Origin of the sequence: Cellulomonas sp. (assembly GCF_035634735.1) — a bacterium.
Taxonomy (GTDB): Bacteria; Actinomycetota; Actinomycetes; order Actinomycetales; family Cellulomonadaceae; genus Cellulomonas.
On record NZ_DASQCJ010000205.1, the window covers coordinates 24,218 to 42,851 of the forward strand.

The following is an 18,634-nucleotide window of genomic DNA, read 5'->3' on the forward strand; positions in this document are numbered from 1 at the left end:
ATGGCCACGCGCACGACTGTCATCAACCCGCCCGGGCGCCTGCCGCTGCCGGCGTGGCGCGAGATGTGGGAGGCCCGCGAGGTCTTCACCCGGTTCGGCATCCGCGACCTCAAGCTGCGCTACCGGCAGACCGCGCTGGGCGTGATCTGGGTGGTGCTGCAGCCGCTGCTGAGCGCCGGCATCTTCTCGATCGTGTTCGGGCAGATCGCCGACCTGTCCAGCGACGGCGTCCCGTACTTCGTGTTCTCGTTCACCGGCATGCTCGCGTGGACGCTGTTCAACGGGATCGTGTCCCGGGCGGCGCCGTCCCTGGTGAACAACCAGGCGCTGGTGTCCAAGGTGTTCTTCCCGCGGCTGCTCGTCCCGCTGTCCTCGGTGCTCTCGGTGCTGGTGGACTTCCTGGTGGCGGGCGTGCTGATGGTCGGGCTGATCGTCTGGTACGACATCCCGATCACCTGGGCCCTGCTCACGCTCCCGCTGTGGATCCTCGCGGTGATCCTGCTGGGCTCCGGCCTCGGCATGGCCGCCTCGGCGCTCATGGTGAAGTTCCGCGACATCGCCTACGTGGTGCCGTTCGCGCTGCAGACGCTGCTCTACGCCAGCCCGCTGGCCTACTCGCTGAGCGAGGTGGGCGAGAGCATCCGCTGGCTGTTCGACATCAACCCGCTGACCTGGATCCTCGAGGGCTTCCGCTGGTCGCTGCTCGGCCTCGCGCAGCCGGAGACGTGGCAGATGGCCGCGACGGCGGGGGTGAGCGTCGCGGTGTTCGTCGGCGGCGCGCTGATCTTCTCGAAGATGGAACGCGGCTTCGCGGACGTGATCTGACGTGGCCTCCGGACCCCCGGCCGGCCCGCCGCCCGGCGCCCCCACCCCGGCACCCCGCCGCCGGTGGGGCCGCCGCGGCGTGGTCCTGGGCCTGACCGCGGTGCTCGGCGCCTCGGCCGGGCTCGGCGTGTGGCAGCTCGCCGCGCAGCAGCCCGGCACCGGGGACGGCGCCGTGGCCAGCGCGCCGACGGCCGGCGACCCGGCCGCCCGGATGTGCGGCGTCGCGGACCCCGACCGGTACGCGGCGCTGGCCGCGGACGCCCCGGTCGCGACCGTGCAGGACCTGGCGGACCTCGGCGACGCCGTGCCGCTGCAGCTGGCCGCCGCCGGCGACCAGGTCGCCGCGCTCCAGGTGGACGGCGGCACGGCCACGATCAGCCGCTGGACGTCCGCCGGGAAGGCGGGCACGCCGGTCGTGGTGGACGGCGGCGACGACGCGCCGACCAGCTTCGCGCTGACCTCCGACGGAGCGGTGGTCGCCGCCGACGGCTCGGGCGACGGGACCACCGTCGCGCAGTGGGCCGCGGGGTCCGCGGACGCCGGCACCACCTGGGACCTGGCGGCGCTGCGGCGCGGCGACGTGCAGGCGGTGCTCGGCTGGACCGCGGGCCGCTCCGGCGTGCTCGCCTCGGTCGTGCTCGCCGACTCGCACCGCCTCGCGCTGCTGCGCGCCGACGGCACGGTCGACGGCGACGGCCCGGAGCTGGAGTGGGGGTCGTACCCGCGGTTCTACCCGCAGGACGACGGCACGCTCGTGCTGATGAGCGACGCCGACGACCAGTCGTCCTCGATCGCGCTCCAGCAGTACACCGCGGACGGCACGCCGGGCCTGCGGCTCGAGGGGCCGCTGTCCGGCGGGTCGAACGGGCGCGCCCCGGGCCTCGACCACCCGACCGGCGTGGCCACCGCCGCGGACGGCGGGCTGCTGCTCGCCGGCCCGACCTGGCGGCTGCTCGAGGTCGGCCCGGACGGCGTGTGGCGGCGCCAGTCGCTGTCCGGCGAGGGCCAGGGCTCGACCTTCCGGTTCGCCGACCTGACGCCGTTCGTGCGCGGCGGCGACGCGGTCTACTTCGCCTCCCCGCGCGAGGAGGGCGAGGGGCTGCAGCTGTCGCGCGTCACCGACGCCGACCTGGACCTGCTGCTCGACGCCCCGATCGTCTGGGACGTGAACCACGCCTCCTCGCTCGACCTGCTCGGCTTCGGCGCGGGCCTGGCGACCGACGCGGCCGACGACTACGTCGCGCCCGGCACCACACCCGCGGTGCACGTGGAGTTCACCCCGGCCTGGGGCGCGCTCGGCGACGCCTACGAGCTCCGCTACGAGGTGACCGGCGACCCGTGGCTGGACCCGCCCGTCGCGGGCACCTCCGGCACCGTGGCGATCCCCGTCGACGGCGGCGAGGTGCCGCTCGAGGTCCCCGCCGCGCGGCCCGGGCCGTACGAGGTGCACGCCACGCTGGTCGAGAAGGCCACCGGCGAGGTCCGCACCGCCACCTGCCTGCGGTACGCCGTGGGCGCGGAGGGCGCGACGTTCGACCCGGCCTCGCTGGCCGAGGGCGCCGACTGGGGCGGGCCCGGCCCGCTGCGCGGCGTCCAGCTCGCGGCCCAGCTCGGGCTCGGCAGCCACCGCGTGCAGCTCGACTTCGGCCGGCTGGTGCCGGACGTGGCGGCCACCCCCTCGGCGGCCGGGCTGGACCTCGCCGCGCTGCCCGGCGCGGAGGAGGGCGACCCGTACGCGGGCATCGCCGCCGCCGCGGCCCTCGCCGCCGACTCCGACGTGCAGCTGTACGTCCAGGTCGGCCAGGGCGGCGAGGCGGAGGCCGAAGCCGTGGCCGACGGCACCTGGGGCGCCTGGGTCGGGGTGATCGCGGCCGCGCTGCACGGCGGCGCGCCCGACCTGCACCTGTGGGCGCCGTGGAACGAGCCGAACAACACCGGCTTCGGCGACGGCGCGGCCTACGCGACGCAGGTGCTGACCCCGTTCGCGGACGCGGTGCGCGGGGTCGACCCGCAGGCCCGGGTGATCGGCGGCAACGCGCTGAACGTGGTCGTGCCCTGGTACCAGCAGGTGGTCGACGCCGGCGGCTGCGCCGCGATGGACGTCGTGGGCATCCACCCGTACACCGGGTTCAACCGGTCCTGGGACGAGGAGGGCGCCGACGGGCCGATCGGCCAGATCACGGCGCTGCGCGAGGTGCTCGCGGCCTGTGGCGCCGACGTGCCGGTGTGGGACACCGAGTCCGGCTGGTGGTCGGACGGCCCGGCGAACCACTGGGCGCAGGCGTACGACGTCGCCCGGTCCCTGCTGTGGATGCGCGAGCTCGGCGTCGACGAGTGGATGTACTTCTTCAGCGAGGGCGGCTGGGGCGAGGGCGGCTTCACCTGGTCGCTCGTGCAGCTCGGCTCGTTCGTGAAGCCCGGCGCGCTGGCCATGGCCGCGGTGTCCGGCGTCCTGGACGGCCGGGGCGCGCCCGACCTGCTCGACACCGGCGACCCCGCGCTGCACGCCATGGCGTTCGGCCCGGCGACCGGCGCGCCCTCCGCCGCCGGCAACCCCTCCCCCGCGGGCACCCGGGACGACGCGCTGCTGGCCGTGTGGACGCAGGACGAGGTGACCTCGGCGCTGGTCACGGCGGACGCCGCGACGACCATGACGGTGACCGACGTCTACGGCGGCACCCGGACGGTCGACCTGGCCGCCGGCGAGCCGACCGCGCTGCCGGTGACCGGGTCGCCCGTGTTCCTCACCGCGGACGCGGACCTCGCCGTCGCCCCGGCCGCCGACGCCGGCGCCGACCTGCTGGCCGGCGGCTCGGTGACCGCGAGCTCCAGCACCGACGGCACCGACCCGGCCGACCTGGTCGCCGAGGGCGGCGCCGGCGCGAACCCGTGGCGGGCCGGTGCCCGCACCGACGACGGCCCGGACGTCAGCCCGTGGGTGCAGGTCGACCTGGCGGCGCCCGCGACGGTCGACCGGGTGGTCGTGGAGAGCGCCGGCATCCGGTGCTGCACCTCCGGGGTCCGCGCCTACACCGTCGAGGTGCAGGGCGACGACGGCGAGTGGCGGGAGGTCGGCCGGCAGGACGGCCTGTTCCTGGCCCGCACCACCTCGGTGACCTTCGAGCCGCGCACCGTCACCGCGATCCGGGTGCAGGTGCCGTCGACCACCACCCGGGGCCTCACCGTCCCCGACGTGAACTACTCCGGCCAGTCCGGCGGGCTGCTCCCCGCGTGGGAGCCCGTGCGGCCCGAGCCGACCTGGCCCGTGTCGCTGGTGCGCCTCGCCGCCTACGGACCCGCCGCATGACCGACCCGACCGCCACCCGCTCCCAGGAGGGACGACGCCGATGAGCCCCAGGGCCACCGTGGGCATGCCCGTCTACAACGGCGAGAAGTACCTGCCGGCCGCGCTCGACTCGGTGCGGGAGCAGGACGAGGCCGACCTCGAGATCGTGATCTCGGACAACGCCTCGACCGACGCCACCGAGGAGATCTGCCGCGCCGCCGCGGCCGAGGACGACCGCATCCGGTACGTCCGGCACGAGCGGAACGGCGGCGGGCGGTGGAACTTCAACCAGGTGCTCGGCATGGCCTCCGCGCCGTACTTCACCTGGGCCGCGGCCGACGACGTGCGGCGCCCGGCGTTCGTCCGGCGCTGCCTCGAGGTCTTCGCGGAGTCGGACCCGGCGACCGTGCTGGTGTACCCGCGCACCCAGATCATCGACGCGGGCGGGATCATCACCGAGGACCTGAACGACGCCGACCTGGCGTGCGACGAGCCCACCCCGCACGAGCGGATGGGCCACTTCCTCCGGGCCCAGGCGGCGCACCTGTTCTACGGCCTGCACCGCACGGACGCGCTGCGCCGCACCCGGGGCATCCGGCCGACGGTCGGCAACGACCTGGTGATCCTCGCCGAGCTCGCCTGCCAGGGGCCGTTCCAGCTGGTGCCCGAGCAGCTGTTCCTGCAGCGCCGGCACAGCGAGCAGTTCTCCCAGCAGGGGCAGGCGCAGGTCGCGTGGCACGCCCCGTCGGCGTCCGTGCGGTTCGCGTTCCCGCACACCAAGGTGAGCGTCGAGCTGGCCCGCGGGGTGCTGGCGTCGGACGCGCCGGCCGCCGAGAAGGCGCGGGCGCTGGCGACGATCCCGGTCGCGTGGACGCTGCCGCGCTGGCGCGGGCCGGCCGCCGACGTGTGGGCGGCGCTGGGGCTCGAGCCGCGGAGCCGGCGGCGGTGAGCGGACCCGGCGGTGCTCCCGCGGGCCGCGGTGGCGGCGCGGCCGCGGCCGCGCGCGTGCCCGAGGTGCACGTGCTCACGCCCGGCGACCACTTCTCCCCCCGCACCGGCTCGGCCATCCCGACGGTCGTCGACGGCCTGTGCGCGGCCCTGCCCGCCGGCGCCACCCCGCGGCCGCGGGTCGTGGTCGCCGACGGCACCTACCCCGACCGGTACGCCAGCGCCGACCCGGTGGGCTACCCGCTCGCCACCGCGCGCCCGGCCGACCGGTACGTCGACGCGCTCGCCGGCCGGCTCGGGCTCCCCCGCCCCGGCGTGCGGCGCACCCTGCGCCCGACGCTCGGCGACCAGGACGCCTGGGCGCCCGGCGTGGTGCTCGCGCACAACGCCCCGCAGCTGGTCCCCCTGGTGCACGAGCGGCACGCGGCCGTGCTGTACGCGCACAACCTGCTGCTGCGCACGTACTCCCCGCGCGAGGCCGACCGGGTGCTCGGCCGGGCGGCCGCGATCGTCTGCGTGAGCGGCGCGCTGGCCGACCAGACCGCGGCGCACCTGCCGGCGCGGCTGCGCGACCGGCTCCGGGTGGTGCCGAACGGCGTGGACACCACCCGGTTCGTGCCGCGGGCGGACCCGGGGCGCGGCGAGCGGCTGCGGGTGCTGTTCGTCGGCCGGATGATCCCGGACAAGGGCGCGGACGTGGTGCTCGACGCCGTCGCGCGGCTGGGCCGGGACGACGTCGAGCTGACGATGGTCGGCTCGCAGAACTTCGACGCGGGCGCGGCGCCGTCGCCGTACGAGCGGGACCTGCGCGCCCGGGCGGCCGCGCTGGGCGACCGGGTGCGGCTGCTGCCGTTCACCCCGCGCGCCGAGGTGGCCGCGGTGTACCGGGACGCGGACGTCGTGGTCGTGCCGTCCCGGTGGGCGGAGCCGTTCGCGCTCACCGTGATGGAGGGCATGGCCAGCGGGGTGCCCGTCGTGGCGTCCGCGATCGGCGGCATCCCCGAGGTCGCGGGCGACGCCGGCGTGCTGGTGCGCCCGGACGACGCGGGCGAGCTCGCCGCGGCGCTCGAGGCGCTGGCCGACGACGAGGCGCTGCGCCGCCGGATCGGGTCGCGCTGCCGGTCCTGGGCCCGGACGCACGACTGGGCCTGGGCCCGCGGGCGCCTGGACGCCGTGCTCACCGAGGTGGCCGGCGTTTCACCCACGCCGGTCGGGTGAACCTTTTGCACCAGATGTCCGTTTTGTGGCGATGACCGGCACGATGGTCCCCATGCGCGTGCTCCGGGTGTCCCACAGCGCCGTCGTCACGGCGTGGCGCGGGCGGGAGGACGCGCTGCGCGCCCGCGGCCTGACGGTGCGCACGCTGAGCGCGCGCACCTGGGCGGAGGGCGGCCGGGACGTCGACCTGGCGCCCCGGCCGGGCGAGGACGTCGTCGGCGTGCGCACGACCGGCCGCCACCCGAACGTGTTCCTCTACGACCCGCGGCCGATCTGGCGCGCGCTCCGCGAGGACTGGGACGTGCTCGACCTGCACGAGGAGCCCGCCGCCCTGGCCACGGCCGAGGTGCTGCTGCTCCGGGCGCTGCGCCGGTCGCGCGTCCCCTACGTGCTGTACTCCGCGCAGAACATCGCGAAGCGCTACCCCGTGCCGTTCCGCTGGTGGGAGCGGCGGGCGCTGCGCGGCGCCGGCGCGGTCAGCGTGTGCAACGCCGAGGCCGCCGACGTGCTGCGCGCCAAGGGGCTCACCGCCCCCGCGCACGTCGTCGGGCTGGGCGTCGAGGCGGCGGAGGCGGCCGGGTCCGCCGACGCCGTCACCACCCCGGGCGCTCGGGACGAGGGCGCCCCCACGGACGCCGGCGTAGTCGGTGCGGCCGCCCCCGCACGCACCGGCTACGTCGGCCGCCTCCTGCACCCGCACAAGGGGCTCGACGTGCTGCTCGACGCCGCCGAGGCGGACCCGCGGATCACGGTGGCGATCGCCGGCGCCGGCCCGCACGAGGCCGCGCTGCGCGCCCGGGCCGCCACCCCCGCGCTGGCGGGGCGCGTGACGTTCCACGGGCATCTCGCGGGCGCAGACCTCGACGCGTTCTACCGGGGGCTCGACGTCCTCGCGGTGCCGTCGGTGCCGACGCCGGGCTGGCTCGAGCAGTTCGGCCGGGTCGCCGTCGAGGCGATGGCCGCGGGCGTGCCCGTCGTGGCCTCCGACAGCGGGGCCCTGCGCGACGTGGTCGGCGGGGCCGGGACGCTCGTGCCCCCGGGCGACGCCGCGGCGCTGGCCGCCGCCCTCGTGGCCGTCGTGGACGAGCCGGGCCGCGCGGCGCGGATGCGCGCGGCGGGCGCGGAGCGTGCGGCGGAGTACACCTGGCCGGCGATCGCGGAGCGGTACGAGGCGATGTACCGCGAGGTCGTCGCGGGCGCCGGACGCGCCGAGATCGGTGGTTCGCCCCGAGATCGGCGGTTCCACGCACCGATCTCGAGCGGGGGCACCGATCTCGGCGAGCGCGACGGCGACGCGGGCGACCCGGAGGTCGTCGTCGTCGCCTACGGGGCCGCGGAGCTGCTCGCGCGGGCGCTCGCACCCGTCGCCGGCGCGCTGCCCGTGACCGTGGTGGACAACTCCGGCGACCCCGCGGTCCGGCGCGTCGCCGAGGACGCCGGCGCGCGCTACCTGGACCCCGGCGCGAACCTCGGGTTCGCCGCCGCCGTGAACCTCGGCGTGCGCAGCGCCCGCCCCGGCGCGGACGTGCTGCTGCTCAACCCCGACGCGCGGGTCGACCTCGCCGGCGTGCGGGCGCTGCACCGCGCCCTGCGCGCGGACCCCGGCGTCGCCGCCGTCGGCCCCGCCCAGGTGGACGACGACGGCGCCCCGGCCCGGGTGCGCTGGCCGTTCCCCACCCCGGCCGCCGCCTGGCGGCAGGCCGCCGGGCTCGGCGTCCGGGACACCGGCGACGGGTTCGTCATCGGCTCCGTGCTGCTGCTCCGCGCCGAGGCGCTGACCGCCGTCGGCGGGTTCGACGAGCGGTTCTTCCTGTACTCCGAGGAGACCGACTGGCAGCGCCGCGCGCACGACGCGGGCTGGCGCTCGGGCGTCGTCGAGGACGTGCTCGCCGGGCACGTCGGCGGCGGCACCAGCACCGACCCGACCCGGCGCGAGACGCACTTCCACGCGTCCCAGGAGCGGTACTTCCGGACGCACCACGGCGCGGCGGGCTGGGCGTCCGCCCGCGCGGCCGTCGCGCTCGGCGCGGTGCCGCGGGCGCTGCTGCCCGGCGACCGCGGGTCCGCCGCCCGGCTGCGGCTGCGGCTGTACCTGCGCGGCCCGCTGCGGGCCGAGGCGGCGCTCGGCGACCCGCGCGCCCCGCGGCCCGCGCCCCTGCCCCCCGTCCCGCCCGCCCCCGCGCCCGCGCGCGGCGCCGGCGCCGACCCGACCCCCGAGACCGCCGACCGGGAGGCCGCCGCGTGACCACCACGACCCCGCCCGCGCCGCCCCGCGCCGCCCCGGCCCCCGCCGGCGCCCCCGAGCTCGCGCCCGGCGTGCGCCCGCACCGCCTCGCCACCGGCGGCGCCCTCGCCGAGCGGCTGCCCCGCACCACCGCCGGCCGCCGCGCCCTGGCCGGCGGCGTGCTCGTGGCCGTCGCGCTCGTCGTCGGCGCCGTCACCTCCACCCAGCCGGTGCTGGCGCTCGGCGTCGCCGCGGTGGTGCTGGTGGTCGGGCTCACGCTGCGGATGCCCCTGGCGCTGCCCGTGCTCGGCATGCCGCTGCTGCTCCTGGTGAACCGGGTCGGCGGCGCGCTGTCGGTGTCGGACTTCGTGCTCTTCGCGGCGTTCTGGCCCGCGCTGCTGTTCTGCCGCCGACCGCTGACCCGGCCGATGCGCAACGTGCTGTGGGCCTCGGCGTTCTACCAGGCCACGGTCCTGTTCACCGTCATCGCGAACCCGTACGCCGCGAACGCGGTGGAGTGGTTCCACGAGTGGCTGCTGGTCGGCGGGGCGCTGCTGGTCGGCTGGGCGATCGGCGCCGCCGGGCACGCGCGGCTCGCGCTGGGGCTGTACGTCGGCGGCTCGGTGGTCGTCGCGCTCGCCGCCCTCGCGCAGTTCCTGGTGAACGCGGCGTCGGGCAGCTTCGGGCCGGTGTACCTGAACGAGCCGCTGCTCATGCACAAGAACTACATCGGGTGCGTGCTCGCGTTCGCGGCGATCATCGTCTACGCCCGGCCGCGCTGGCTGCGGTGGAACGACCTGGTCTGCCTCGGGCTGTTCGGGCTGTTCCTCGCCGGCATCCTGGTCGCGCAGTCCCGGCAGGCGCTCATCGGCCTGGCCGTCGCGATCGCGGTCGTCGCGCTGCGGCCCGACCCGCACCGGCACCGCTCCAAGGTCGTGCTGCTCGCCATCGCCGGCGCGGCGGTCGTCATCGGCACGCTCGTCCAGGACCAGCTGGAGTCCGGCAACCAGTACAACTCCGCCTACCAGCGGCTCATCTGGTTCCGGCAGTCGCTGGTGATCTGGGAGGAGTACCCCTGGTTCGGCGCCGGCCTGCGCTGGTGGTACACCGACCGGTTCGAGGAGCAGTTCCAGCCGCCGAACGCCGAGTTCGAGATGCTGTCCTCCGGCGGGATCGTCGGCCTGGTCGGCTTCCTCGTGATGTTCCTGGCGATCCTCGTCATCCTGTGGCGGGTCGACTCCCGGTACGGGACGCTCGCGTTCGTCCTGGTGCTGATGCGGTTCGTGCAGGGGCAGTTCGACCTGTTCTGGGTCGCCGCCCAGGTGTCGATCCCGTTCGTCATCGCCGGCATCTGCCTCGGCGCCCAGGCCCACGCGCAGCGGTCCGGCGACCCCGAGGACGAACCGGCGGTCCTCGGCCCGCCGCCGCCCTCGTCGCGGAGCACGCCCGGCCCGTCCGACAGCCCCGCCGGCCGGCGCGCCCGGCACCTGCGGGAGGCCGTCGTCGGCGGCCGCCCCCGGCGCAGCCGCGGCCCGCTGCCCGTCGGCCACCGGGAGCCCTCGTGACCGCCCCCGGCGCCGGCCCGGCGCCCCTCGACGTCGTGCACGTGGTCTGCACGGACGCCTTCGCCGGCGTCGAGCGCTACGTCACCACGCTCGCCCGCACCCAGGACGCCCGCGGCCTTCGGGTGCATGTGCTCGGCGGCGCCGCCGACCGGATGCCCGCCGAGCTGGCCGGGTCCGGGGTGCGCTGGTCCGCCGCGCCCACCCCGGTGCGCGCCGCCCGCGCCCTGCGCCGCCTCGACGCCCGGCTGGTGCACGCGCACATGACCGCCGCCGAGCTCGCCGCGACCGCGGCCGCCCGCGCCCCGGTCGTGGCCACCCGGCACTTCGCGGACCGCCGCGGCTCCTCGGCGGTGGGCCGCGCCGTCGGCCGGTTCGTGGCCCCGCGGATCGCCGCCCAGGTCGCGATCAGCGCGTTCGTCGCAGGCCGGGTGGAGGGCCCGTCGACCGTGGTGCACCCCGGCGTCCCGGTCGTCCCGCGCACCGGCGCCGAGCCGGACCGCCGCCCGGTCGTGCTGATGGCCCAGCGGCTCGAGGCCGAGAAGCGCACCGACGTCGCGCTGCGGATGTGGGCCGCCTCCGGCCTGGCCGCCGACGGCTGGGAGCTGCACCTGGCCGGCGACGGCGCCCGGCGCGCCGAGCTGGAGGCGCTGGCCGGGTCCCTCGGCCTCGGCGGGTCCGTCCGGTTCCTCGGCATGCGCGCCGACGTGCCGGCGCTGCTCGCCACCGCCGGGATCTTCTTCGCCCCGCGCGGCGACGAGCCGTACGGGCTGTCGGCCGTCGAGGCGATGGCGCACGGCACCCCCGTCGTCGCCGGCCGCGGCGGCGGGCACTCGGAGACCGTCGGGGCGGCCGACGGCGCCGTGCTGGTGCCGCCGGACGACGTCGAGGCCGCGGGCGCCGCGCTCGCCCGGCTCGCGCGCGACCCCGAGCGCCGCGCCGCCTACGGCGAGGAGCTGCGGGCCCTGCAGCAGCGGCGGTTCGGGCCGGAGGCGCACGCGGACGGGATCGCGGCGGTGTACGCGGCGGTGCTCGGCGCCCCGCTCGCGCCGGCGACCCCCGCGAACGCCGCCGCCACGACCCCCGGGGCCCCGCGGTGACCGCCGGGACCCGGGACGAGGCGGGCCCCGCCGTGCGCCGCGACGCCCCCGCCGGCGGCCCGCCGCCCGGCGCCGACCGCCGCGACCTCGTCGTGCTCTCCCTCGAGCCCTGGGACGAGGTGTGGCGCCGCAACCAGCACCTGGTCGCCGGCCTGCTCGCCACCGACCCCGGCCTCCGGGTGCTGTTCGTCGAGCCCGCGGTCGACCACCTGCACGACCTGCGCCGCGGCGCCTCCCCCACGCTCGGGCGGCGGCTGCGCCGGCTCGGGCCGGACGACGGGGCCCCGGCGGGCCGCGCGTGGGCGTACCGGCCGACCAAGTGGCTGCCCCGGCGCCTCGACCCGGCCGGCGACGACCGTCGCGCCCGCACGGTCGCCCGGGTGGCGCGGCGGCTGGGCATGGCCGACCCCGTGCTCTGGGTGAACGACCCCGACGGCGCCGCCGTGCTGCGCGCCACCGGCTGGCGGTCCCTCTACGACGTGACCGACGACTGGCTCCGCGCGGTGCGCGAGCCCGCCGAGCTGGAGCGGACCCGCGCGGCGGAGGCGCTGCTCGTCGAGCGGTGCGCCGAGGTCGTCGTGTGCTCCCCCGCGCTGGCCCGGGCGAAGGGGGCCGACCGCCCCGTCACGCTGCTCACCAACGCGGTCGACGTCGACGCCTACCGGACGCCGCAGCCGCGCCCGGCGGACCTGCCGGACGAGCCGTACGCGGTGTACGTCGGCACCCTGCACCCGGACCGGCTCGACGTGGAGGCGTGCCTGCGCGTCGCCACCCACCTGCGGGCCACCGGCGCGCGCCTGGTGCTCGTCGGCCCCGCGCTGCTCGACCCGCTGGACCTGACCCGGCTCGACGCCGCGGGCGCGCTCGTGCTCGGCCCGCGCCCCGCCGCGCTGGTGCCCGGGTACCTGCAGCACGCCGGCGTCCTGCTGGTGCCGCACGTGGTCGACGGGTTCACCGACTCGCTGGACCCGATCAAGCTCTACGAGTACCTGGCCGTCGGCCGGCCGGTCGTCGCGACCCCCGTCGCGGGGTTCCGCGACCAGCCCGCCGACCGGGTCACCACCGCGTCGCCGCAGAACCTCGCGGACGCCGTCGTGCGGGTGCTGGCCGAGGGCCGCCCGTCCGGGATCGGCCCGGCGCCGGCGGACGTGCCGCGCTGGTCGGACCGGGTGCGCGAGATGCAGGCGGTGCTCAGCCGCGTGCGCGGGACGCCCGCCGCCACACCGCGGTGAGCCGCTCGGCCGTGCGGGCGACCGCGTAGTCCGCCTGCACGTCCTTCCACGCGCGGTCCGCGCGCGCGGCGGCCTCCTCCGGCCGGTCCAGCACCCGCGCGACCGCCTCGGCGAGCGCGGGCACGTCCCGCGGCGGCACCACGAGGCAGCGCGGGGTGCCGTCGTCGGCCACCGCGATCTCGTCCACGCCGCCGCCCGCCGTCGCGACCACCGGGACGCCGCGGGCCATGCCCTCGACGACCACCTGGCCGAACGGCTCGGGCACCGGCGAGGCGTGCACCAGGACGGACAGCCGGTCGATCTCCCCGACCGGGTCCGCGGCCCAGCCGGTCAGCTCGACGCGGTCGGCGAGGCCGAGCGCGGCGACCTGGGCGCGCAGCTCGACCTCGTACGCCTGCTCCTCGAACAGCGCGGCGCCGACGACCCGGAACCGGGCGTCGGGGAACCGCTCGGCGAGCAGCGCCGCGGCGGCCACGAACTCCCGCTGGCCCTTGGTCGGGCTGACCCGGCCCACGAGCCCGATCACGGGGGTGGCGGGCGCGGGACGCCCCGCCGGGTCGGCGGCCACCTGCTCCGGGGCCAGGCCCGGGTACGCGAGCGTCCAGCCGCGCGGCAGGGGCAGCAGCGTGGCCGCGGTGGCCCGGGAGTTCACCACCACGTGCCGCGGTCCGCGGCGGGCCAGCATACGCAGCGCCCGCGCCACCGGCGCCGGCAGGTAGTCCTCGGCGATCCGGTCGTGCACGTGCCAGACCAGCGGGCGGCGGGCGAGGCGGGCGGCGGGCAGGCCGATCACGTCGGCCTTGAGCGACGTCGTGTGCACGACGTCGGGCTGCAGGTCTCGCAGCAGCCGGGCGAGCCGGGCCACGAACGGGAGCGTCGCGGCCGCCGAGCGCGCGGCGCCCACCGCCGACCGGCCGGCGGCCGCGCGGTCGGTCTGCGCGATCCGCGGGTCCAGCGGCAGCACGCGCACCGCCACGCCCGCGTCCCGCAGCCGCCCGGCCAGGGGCCCGTCGGCGAACAGCACCACGGTCACCTCGACCGCGGCCGGGTCGAGGGCCCGGACGGTGCGCAGCAGCGCGAGCTCCGCGCCGCCGAGCTGGGCGGTGTGGTCGAGGACCGCCACCCGCACCGGGCGCGGCGCGGCGCCCGGTGCGGGTGCGGCGGTCACTTCGACTCGGCGGCGACCGGCGCGCGGTCCCCGGCCGACCGGGCGGCCTCGGCGTCGGCGGGCTCGTCCTCGTCCTCGGCGGCCGGCTGGGCGTCGGCCGGCTCGGCCTCGGCCGGCTCGGCGTCCGCCCGGGGCCGGTCGTCGGCCCGGGGCCGGTCGTCGGCGTCGCCGTCGGCCGCGCGGTGCTGGCCGTCGGCGCGGGGTCCGGGCACGTCGGCCCCGGGCTCCGCCGCGCGGTCGCCGTCGGCCGGCGTTCCCGCCGCGGCGTCGGAGCCGGCGGTGGTCGCGGTCGCCGTCGGCGCATGGTCCGCGGGGGCCGGCGCGGGCCGGTCGTCCTCGGCGCCCTCCGCGTCCTGCGCGGCCTCGTCGGCCCCGGCGAACGCGTAGGTCGCCTCGTAGGTCGCCTCGCTGCGCTCCGTGGTGCCGTCGACCGACAGGCCGAGCAGCGCGGCGTTCGCCGCCCGGAGCCGCTCCGCGGACTCCTCGACCGCGCCGACGTGGGTGTGGCCCAGCGTCACCGCGAGCAGCACGCCGTCGGCGTACGAGCCGAGGATCGTCGCGTCGGCCGCGACCAGCATCGGCGGGGCGTCGATGATGACGACGTCCGCGGTGGCCCGCAGCTGCTCGACCAGGGCCCGCACGTCGGCGGAGGCCAGGAAGTCGGCCGGGTCGAGCTCGGTCTGCAGCGCGGGGTGCACCGCGAGGTGCGGGATCGCGGTCGGCAGCGCGGCGGTGCGGGCGCGGCCGCCGCCCCGGCCGGTGCGCACGGGCGCGTCGGCGTCGGCGGGCAGCAGCGCGTTCAGGCGCGGCTGCCGCAGGTCGCCGGACAGCACGACCACGCTCCGGCCGGACAGCGCCCAGGAGGCCGCCAGGTTGGCGGCCAGGAACGACCGCGGGGTCTCCACGTCGGCCGCCGTCACCACGATCACGGCACTGCCGGAGTCGTTCTCGACCGCCGCCTGCAGCGCGGTGCGCAGCTCGCGGATCGACCGGGTGTACGCGGTGGCCTCGCGGCGGGCGACGGGCAGCGTGCCCTCCGCCTCGGCCGACTTCAGGGCGACGCCGGTGCCGGACAGCCGGGCGAGCACCGGGGCGCCCGCCGAGCGGCGCGCCTGCCCCGAGGTGCGGACCTTGGTGTCCAGGCCGCGGCGGACCACCGCGAGGCCGATGCCGACGAGCAGGCCGGCGAGGGCGGCGATCGCGTAGACCAGGCTGGCCGGGATGCTCACCAGGGTGCTGCCGACCGCGTTCTGCAGGATGGTCGCCGGCGAGGCCAGCAGCTGGGCCTGGGTGAGCTGGCCGGACAGCGTCTGGTACTGGTCCATGGTCGTGGAGTACTGCGCCTCGAGCAGGCCGTCGACGGGGTCCACCTGGGCGTTCGGGTTCGTGGCGGCCGTGGCCGCGGCGGCGGCACGCCGGGCCTCGGTGATCGCCTTCTGCTGCTGGTCGATGCTGGTGGCGAGGGTGCTCAGCCGCTCCTGCATCGACGCGAGGTCGTCGTCGAACTGGGCCTGGAGCGCCGCGACGTACGCCGTGGCGATCGCGTTGGCCCGGTCCACCGTGGCGTCGGCGTCGGGGCCGGTCTCGGTGATGATGACGGTGTTCGGGTTGTCCGTGGCGTACTCGGCCGTCGACGACGCGGCCAGGCCGTCGGCCAGGCCCGGGTCCCCGAGGTCCTTCGCCGCGGCGGCCGTCACCGCGTCGCTGGTCACCAGGCTCGGGTCGCTCTCCAGGCGTACGCCGGAGGCGGCGAGCGTCTCGGCGTCGACGATCTGCACCGTCGCCGTGCTGGCGTACTGCGGCTCCTGGCGGGACACGTAGAGGTACGCGCCGCCGAGCGCGGCGAGCACGGACACCAGCACCAGCCACTTGCCGAACCAGATGGTCCGGAACATGTCCTGCAGGGTCATCGGGATCGCCTCTCGGTCAGCACAGGTTCTGCGGGGTCGGGCCGCTCGGGTCCGGCGGACCGCCCGGCCGCGCGCTCCTCGCGCACGACGCGGTGCAGCCGCTCGACGAACCGCTCCGCGGCGAAGTCGTCGGCGTGCGCGGTCAGCACCGAGGGGTCCCAGGTGCGTGCCAGCGCGCGACCGGCGGCCTCGGCCACCAGGTCGGGGTCGGGGGCGTCGAAGAACTCCCCGGTGACGCCGTCGCGGACGGTGTCGAGGTACCCGCCGTCGCGCAGCACGACGGACGGGCGGCCGAAGGCGGCGGCCTCCAGCGGGGACAGGCCGTAGTCCTCGTACGAGGCGGCGACCAGGGCGGCGCTGTTCCGGTAGAGCCAGCGCAGGCGCGCGTCGTCGACCCGGCCGGCCAGCACGACGCGCGGCAGGTCCCGCACGCGGTGCTCGAGCGCCGCGCGCTCGGGGCCGTCGCCGACCACGACCAGGCGGGCCCCGGGCGTGCGCCGGACGGCCTCGACCACGACGTCCACGTTCTTGTAGGGCAGCAGCCGGGCCACGCACAGCAGGAACCCGGGCTCGACGCCGTCCACCGGGGTCTCGGCGCCGCCCGGCAGCATGGCCGGCGGCGGCGGCACGATCTCCGCCTCGATGCCGTAGACCTCGCGGATCGCCCGCGCGGTCACGGTCGAGTTGGCCAGGTAGCGGTCGGCGGTGCCGGCGGCGCGCCGGTCCCACGCCCGCAGGGCGGGGGCGAGCAGGCCGAGGGCCGCCGCCGCGAGCCGGCGCTGGGCTCCGCCCGGGGCGTGGCCCGAGCCGCCCTGGCGGGACGGGCCGAGGTACCGGTCCGACTGGTACAGCCAGCGCGCCGGGGCGTGGCAGTAGACCACCTTGCGGCCGGTCGTCGGGAAGCCGTGCGCCCAGCCGGTCGACGAGGCCAGCAGCACCTCCGCCTCGATGGGCGTGGCGCCGACGGCCGGGGCCAGCAGCGGGAGGGCGAGCCGGTGGTGCCGGCGCAGCACGCCGAACCGGTCGATCGGGCTGGTCCGCACGTCCAGCGGCGCGAACTCCGGGAAGGTCGCGGCGGGGTCGTACAGCGTCGTGTAGAGGGGGGCGCCGGGGAACGCGTCGGCCATCACCAGGGCGACGCGCTCCGCGCCGCCGCGCTGCGTGGCGTAGTCGTGCGCCAGCGCGACCCCGTCACCGACCGCCATGACCGCTCACGACGACGTGCACGGTGCGCCACAGGATCATGAGGTCGAACGCGATCGACCAGTTCTCCACGTACCGCAGGTCCAGCTTCACCGCGTCCTCCCAGGCCAGGTCGGCGCGGCCGCTGATCTGCCACAGGCCGGTGAGGCCCGGCTTCACGAGCAGGCGGCGCCGCGCGGACTCCCGGTACTGGGCGACCTCGTAGGGCAGCGGCGGGCGCGGGCCCACCAGCGCCATCTCGCCCTTGACCACGTTGATCAGCTGCGGCAGCTCGTCCAGCGAGTGCTTGCGCAGGAAGTGGCCGATCCGGGTGATCCGCGGGTCGCGGTCCATCTTGAACAGCGGGCCGTCGGCCTCGTTCGCGGCGCGCAGCGCGGCCAGCCGCTCCTCGGCGTCGACCACCATGCTCCGGAACTTCAGCATGGAGAACTCGCGGCCCTCCTTGCCCACCCGGGTCTGCTTGAACAGGACCGGGCCGGGGCTGGTGAGCTTCACCGCGAGGGCGGTCACGGCCAGCACCGGCGACAGCACGAGCAGGGCGCCCAGCGCGAACGCGGTGTCGAAGGCCCGCTTGGCGAGGATCCGGGACCGGCGCGACTCGGCGGCGTTCACGTGGATCAGCGACAGGCCCGCGGTCGGCTCCAGGCTCACGCGCGGCCCGAACACCTCCACGATGCCGGGGGCGACCACGAGCTCGGTGTCGGTGCGCTGGAGGGCCCAGGACAGCCGGCGCAGCGCCTGCCCCGACAGCTCCGAGCCGGTGACGATCACGACGTCGAACTCGCCGTCCACAGCCACCTGCACGACGTCCGACACGGTGCCGAGCACCGGGACGCCCAGCGCGGGCAGCGGGCCGTCGAACGAGGGCACGCACACGCCGGCGATGTTGTAGCCGTACTGCGGGAGCCCGCACAGGTCGTCGACCACGTGCGTGATCGAGGAGGCGTCTCCCACCACCAGCGTGCGGCGCATCGACTCGCCCTGGGCCCGGCGCTTGTGCAGCGACCGGCGGGCCAGGTGGCGGGCGCCGAGCAGCAGCACCGCGACGAGCGGCAGCGCGAGGAACACGATCGTGCGGGGCACGTCGACGTCCGCGCCGACCGCGAACACCGCCAGCGCGGCCGCGGTCAGCACGCCGCCGCGGATCACGGCCTCGAACTCCTGGTGGCCGTCGCCGATCACCTGGCGGTCGTAGCCGCGCTCCACCGCGACGAACGCGATGTAGAGCAGGCCGATCATCAGGCCCCAGGACAGCTGCAGCAGCGTCACGCCGTGCATGAGGAACAGCAGCAGCGTCGGCACGCAGGTCGCCAGCACGACGTCGCGCGCCAGCGTCTCGACCTGGTAGGCGGCGTGCGAGCCGCGCCAGCCCGAGGGCTCCGCGTGGCCGAGCGGCTCGTGGAACGGGCGGTCCGAGGCCCAGGACAGCCGGGGGCCGCGGGTGTCGCGGCGGCGCTCGGCGGCGGACGCGGCGGCCGCGCGCTCGGCGTCCGCCTGTCCCGTGGCAGGCTGCTCCGCGGGGCGCTCGGCGGCGCCCACGGGCGCCTCCGTGCCGCTCGGTGCCGCCGTGCCCGGGGTCGCGACGTCGCGCTGCGCGGAGCGCGAGACGTCGTGATCGTCGAGCAGACTCATGTCGGATCCCCCCGGGCGGCTTTGGTGTGAGTTGAGGCTATATCAGCGTGTTTGTCCTAGTCCGCCCGATGTGTCCGTTTTCACCCCTTTCACACCCGTATGGGCGAGCGATGCCCCTCTGACGTGCGCGAACACCCCCGGACGGCCCTGTCCGGGGGTACCCGAGGGGGGTGGTGCTGACCTGCGGGTATCGCGCTGACCAGCACCGACGCGAGCGCGCGGCGGGCGCGCGCCGGGCCCCGGGCGGGCACGGTTCACCCGCCCGCCGGAGGCCGGCAGGCGGTGGCGGCCGGCGGGCCGGGCAGCCGGCCGGCCGGCGGGAGGGC

At 77.4% G+C, this 18,634-nt stretch carries 12 protein-coding genes; 8 read left to right on the plus strand and 4 right to left on the minus strand.

Going from position 1 to position 18,634, the window contains the following annotated elements:
* Genes VER05_RS16845 through VER05_RS16880 form a run of 8 tightly spaced genes read left to right on the plus strand, consistent with a single transcriptional unit; the run spans position 1 to position 12,395 of the window.
* Complete coding sequence (locus VER05_RS16845) at positions 1–825, plus strand: ABC transporter permease (protein WP_324846471.1); 825 nt, start codon at positions 1–3, stop codon at positions 823–825.
* Position 826: 1 nt separating this feature from the next.
* A complete protein-coding gene (locus tag VER05_RS16850) occupies positions 827–4,132 on the plus strand; it encodes a discoidin domain-containing protein (RefSeq protein ID WP_324846472.1) in 3,306 nt (1,101 codons plus the stop codon).
* Positions 4,133–4,172: 40 nt separating this feature from the next.
* Entirely contained in the window at positions 4,173–5,060 is an 888-nt protein-coding gene (locus tag VER05_RS16855) for a glycosyltransferase family 2 protein (RefSeq protein ID WP_324846473.1), read from the plus strand.
* Entirely contained in the window at positions 5,057–6,277 is a 1,221-nt protein-coding gene (locus VER05_RS16860) for a glycosyltransferase family 4 protein (RefSeq protein WP_324846474.1), read from the plus strand. The genes VER05_RS16855 and VER05_RS16860 overlap by 4 nt, the downstream gene beginning before the upstream one ends.
* Positions 6,278–6,329: 52 nt before the next feature.
* The gene (locus VER05_RS16865) at positions 6,330–8,522 is read left to right on the plus strand and encodes a glycosyltransferase (RefSeq protein ID WP_324846475.1); all 2,193 of its coding nucleotides are present in this window, start codon (positions 6,330–6,332) and stop codon (positions 8,520–8,522) included.
* Positions 8,519–10,066, plus strand: a complete 1,548-nt coding sequence (locus VER05_RS16870; protein WP_324846476.1) for an O-antigen ligase family protein — start codon at positions 8,519–8,521, stop codon at positions 10,064–10,066. The genes VER05_RS16865 and VER05_RS16870 overlap by 4 nt, the downstream gene beginning before the upstream one ends.
* A complete protein-coding gene (locus tag VER05_RS16875; RefSeq protein WP_324846477.1) occupies positions 10,063–11,163 on the plus strand; it encodes a glycosyltransferase family 4 protein in 1,101 nt (366 codons plus the stop codon). The genes VER05_RS16870 and VER05_RS16875 overlap by 4 nt, the downstream gene beginning before the upstream one ends.
* The gene (locus VER05_RS16880) at positions 11,160–12,395 is read left to right on the plus strand and encodes a glycosyltransferase (RefSeq protein WP_324846478.1); all 1,236 of its coding nucleotides are present in this window, start codon (positions 11,160–11,162) and stop codon (positions 12,393–12,395) included. The genes VER05_RS16875 and VER05_RS16880 overlap by 4 nt, the downstream gene beginning before the upstream one ends.
* Here VER05_RS16880 and VER05_RS16885 read toward each other — a convergent pair.
* From VER05_RS16885 to VER05_RS16900, 4 genes are read right to left on the minus strand one after another with little or no spacing between them, the layout of a single operon-like run.
* On the minus strand, positions 12,355–13,563 hold the full coding sequence (locus tag VER05_RS16885; protein WP_324846479.1) for a glycosyltransferase: 1,209 nt from the start codon (positions 13,561–13,563) through the stop codon (positions 12,355–12,357). The genes VER05_RS16880 and VER05_RS16885 overlap by 41 nt on opposite strands.
* Positions 13,560–15,473, minus strand: a complete 1,914-nt coding sequence (locus tag VER05_RS16890) for a polysaccharide biosynthesis tyrosine autokinase (protein ID WP_324846480.1) — start codon at positions 15,471–15,473, stop codon at positions 13,560–13,562. The genes VER05_RS16885 and VER05_RS16890 overlap by 4 nt, the downstream gene beginning before the upstream one ends.
* Entirely contained in the window at positions 15,470–16,678 is a 1,209-nt protein-coding gene (locus VER05_RS16895) for a glycosyltransferase (RefSeq protein WP_324846481.1), read from the minus strand. Before VER05_RS16895 ends, VER05_RS16890 begins: the two co-directional genes overlap by 4 nt.
* On the minus strand, positions 16,665–18,308 hold the full coding sequence (locus tag VER05_RS16900; protein WP_324846482.1) for a sugar transferase: 1,644 nt from the start codon (positions 18,306–18,308) through the stop codon (positions 16,665–16,667). Before VER05_RS16900 ends, VER05_RS16895 begins: the two co-directional genes overlap by 14 nt.
* Positions 18,309–18,634: the final 326 nt, after the last annotated feature.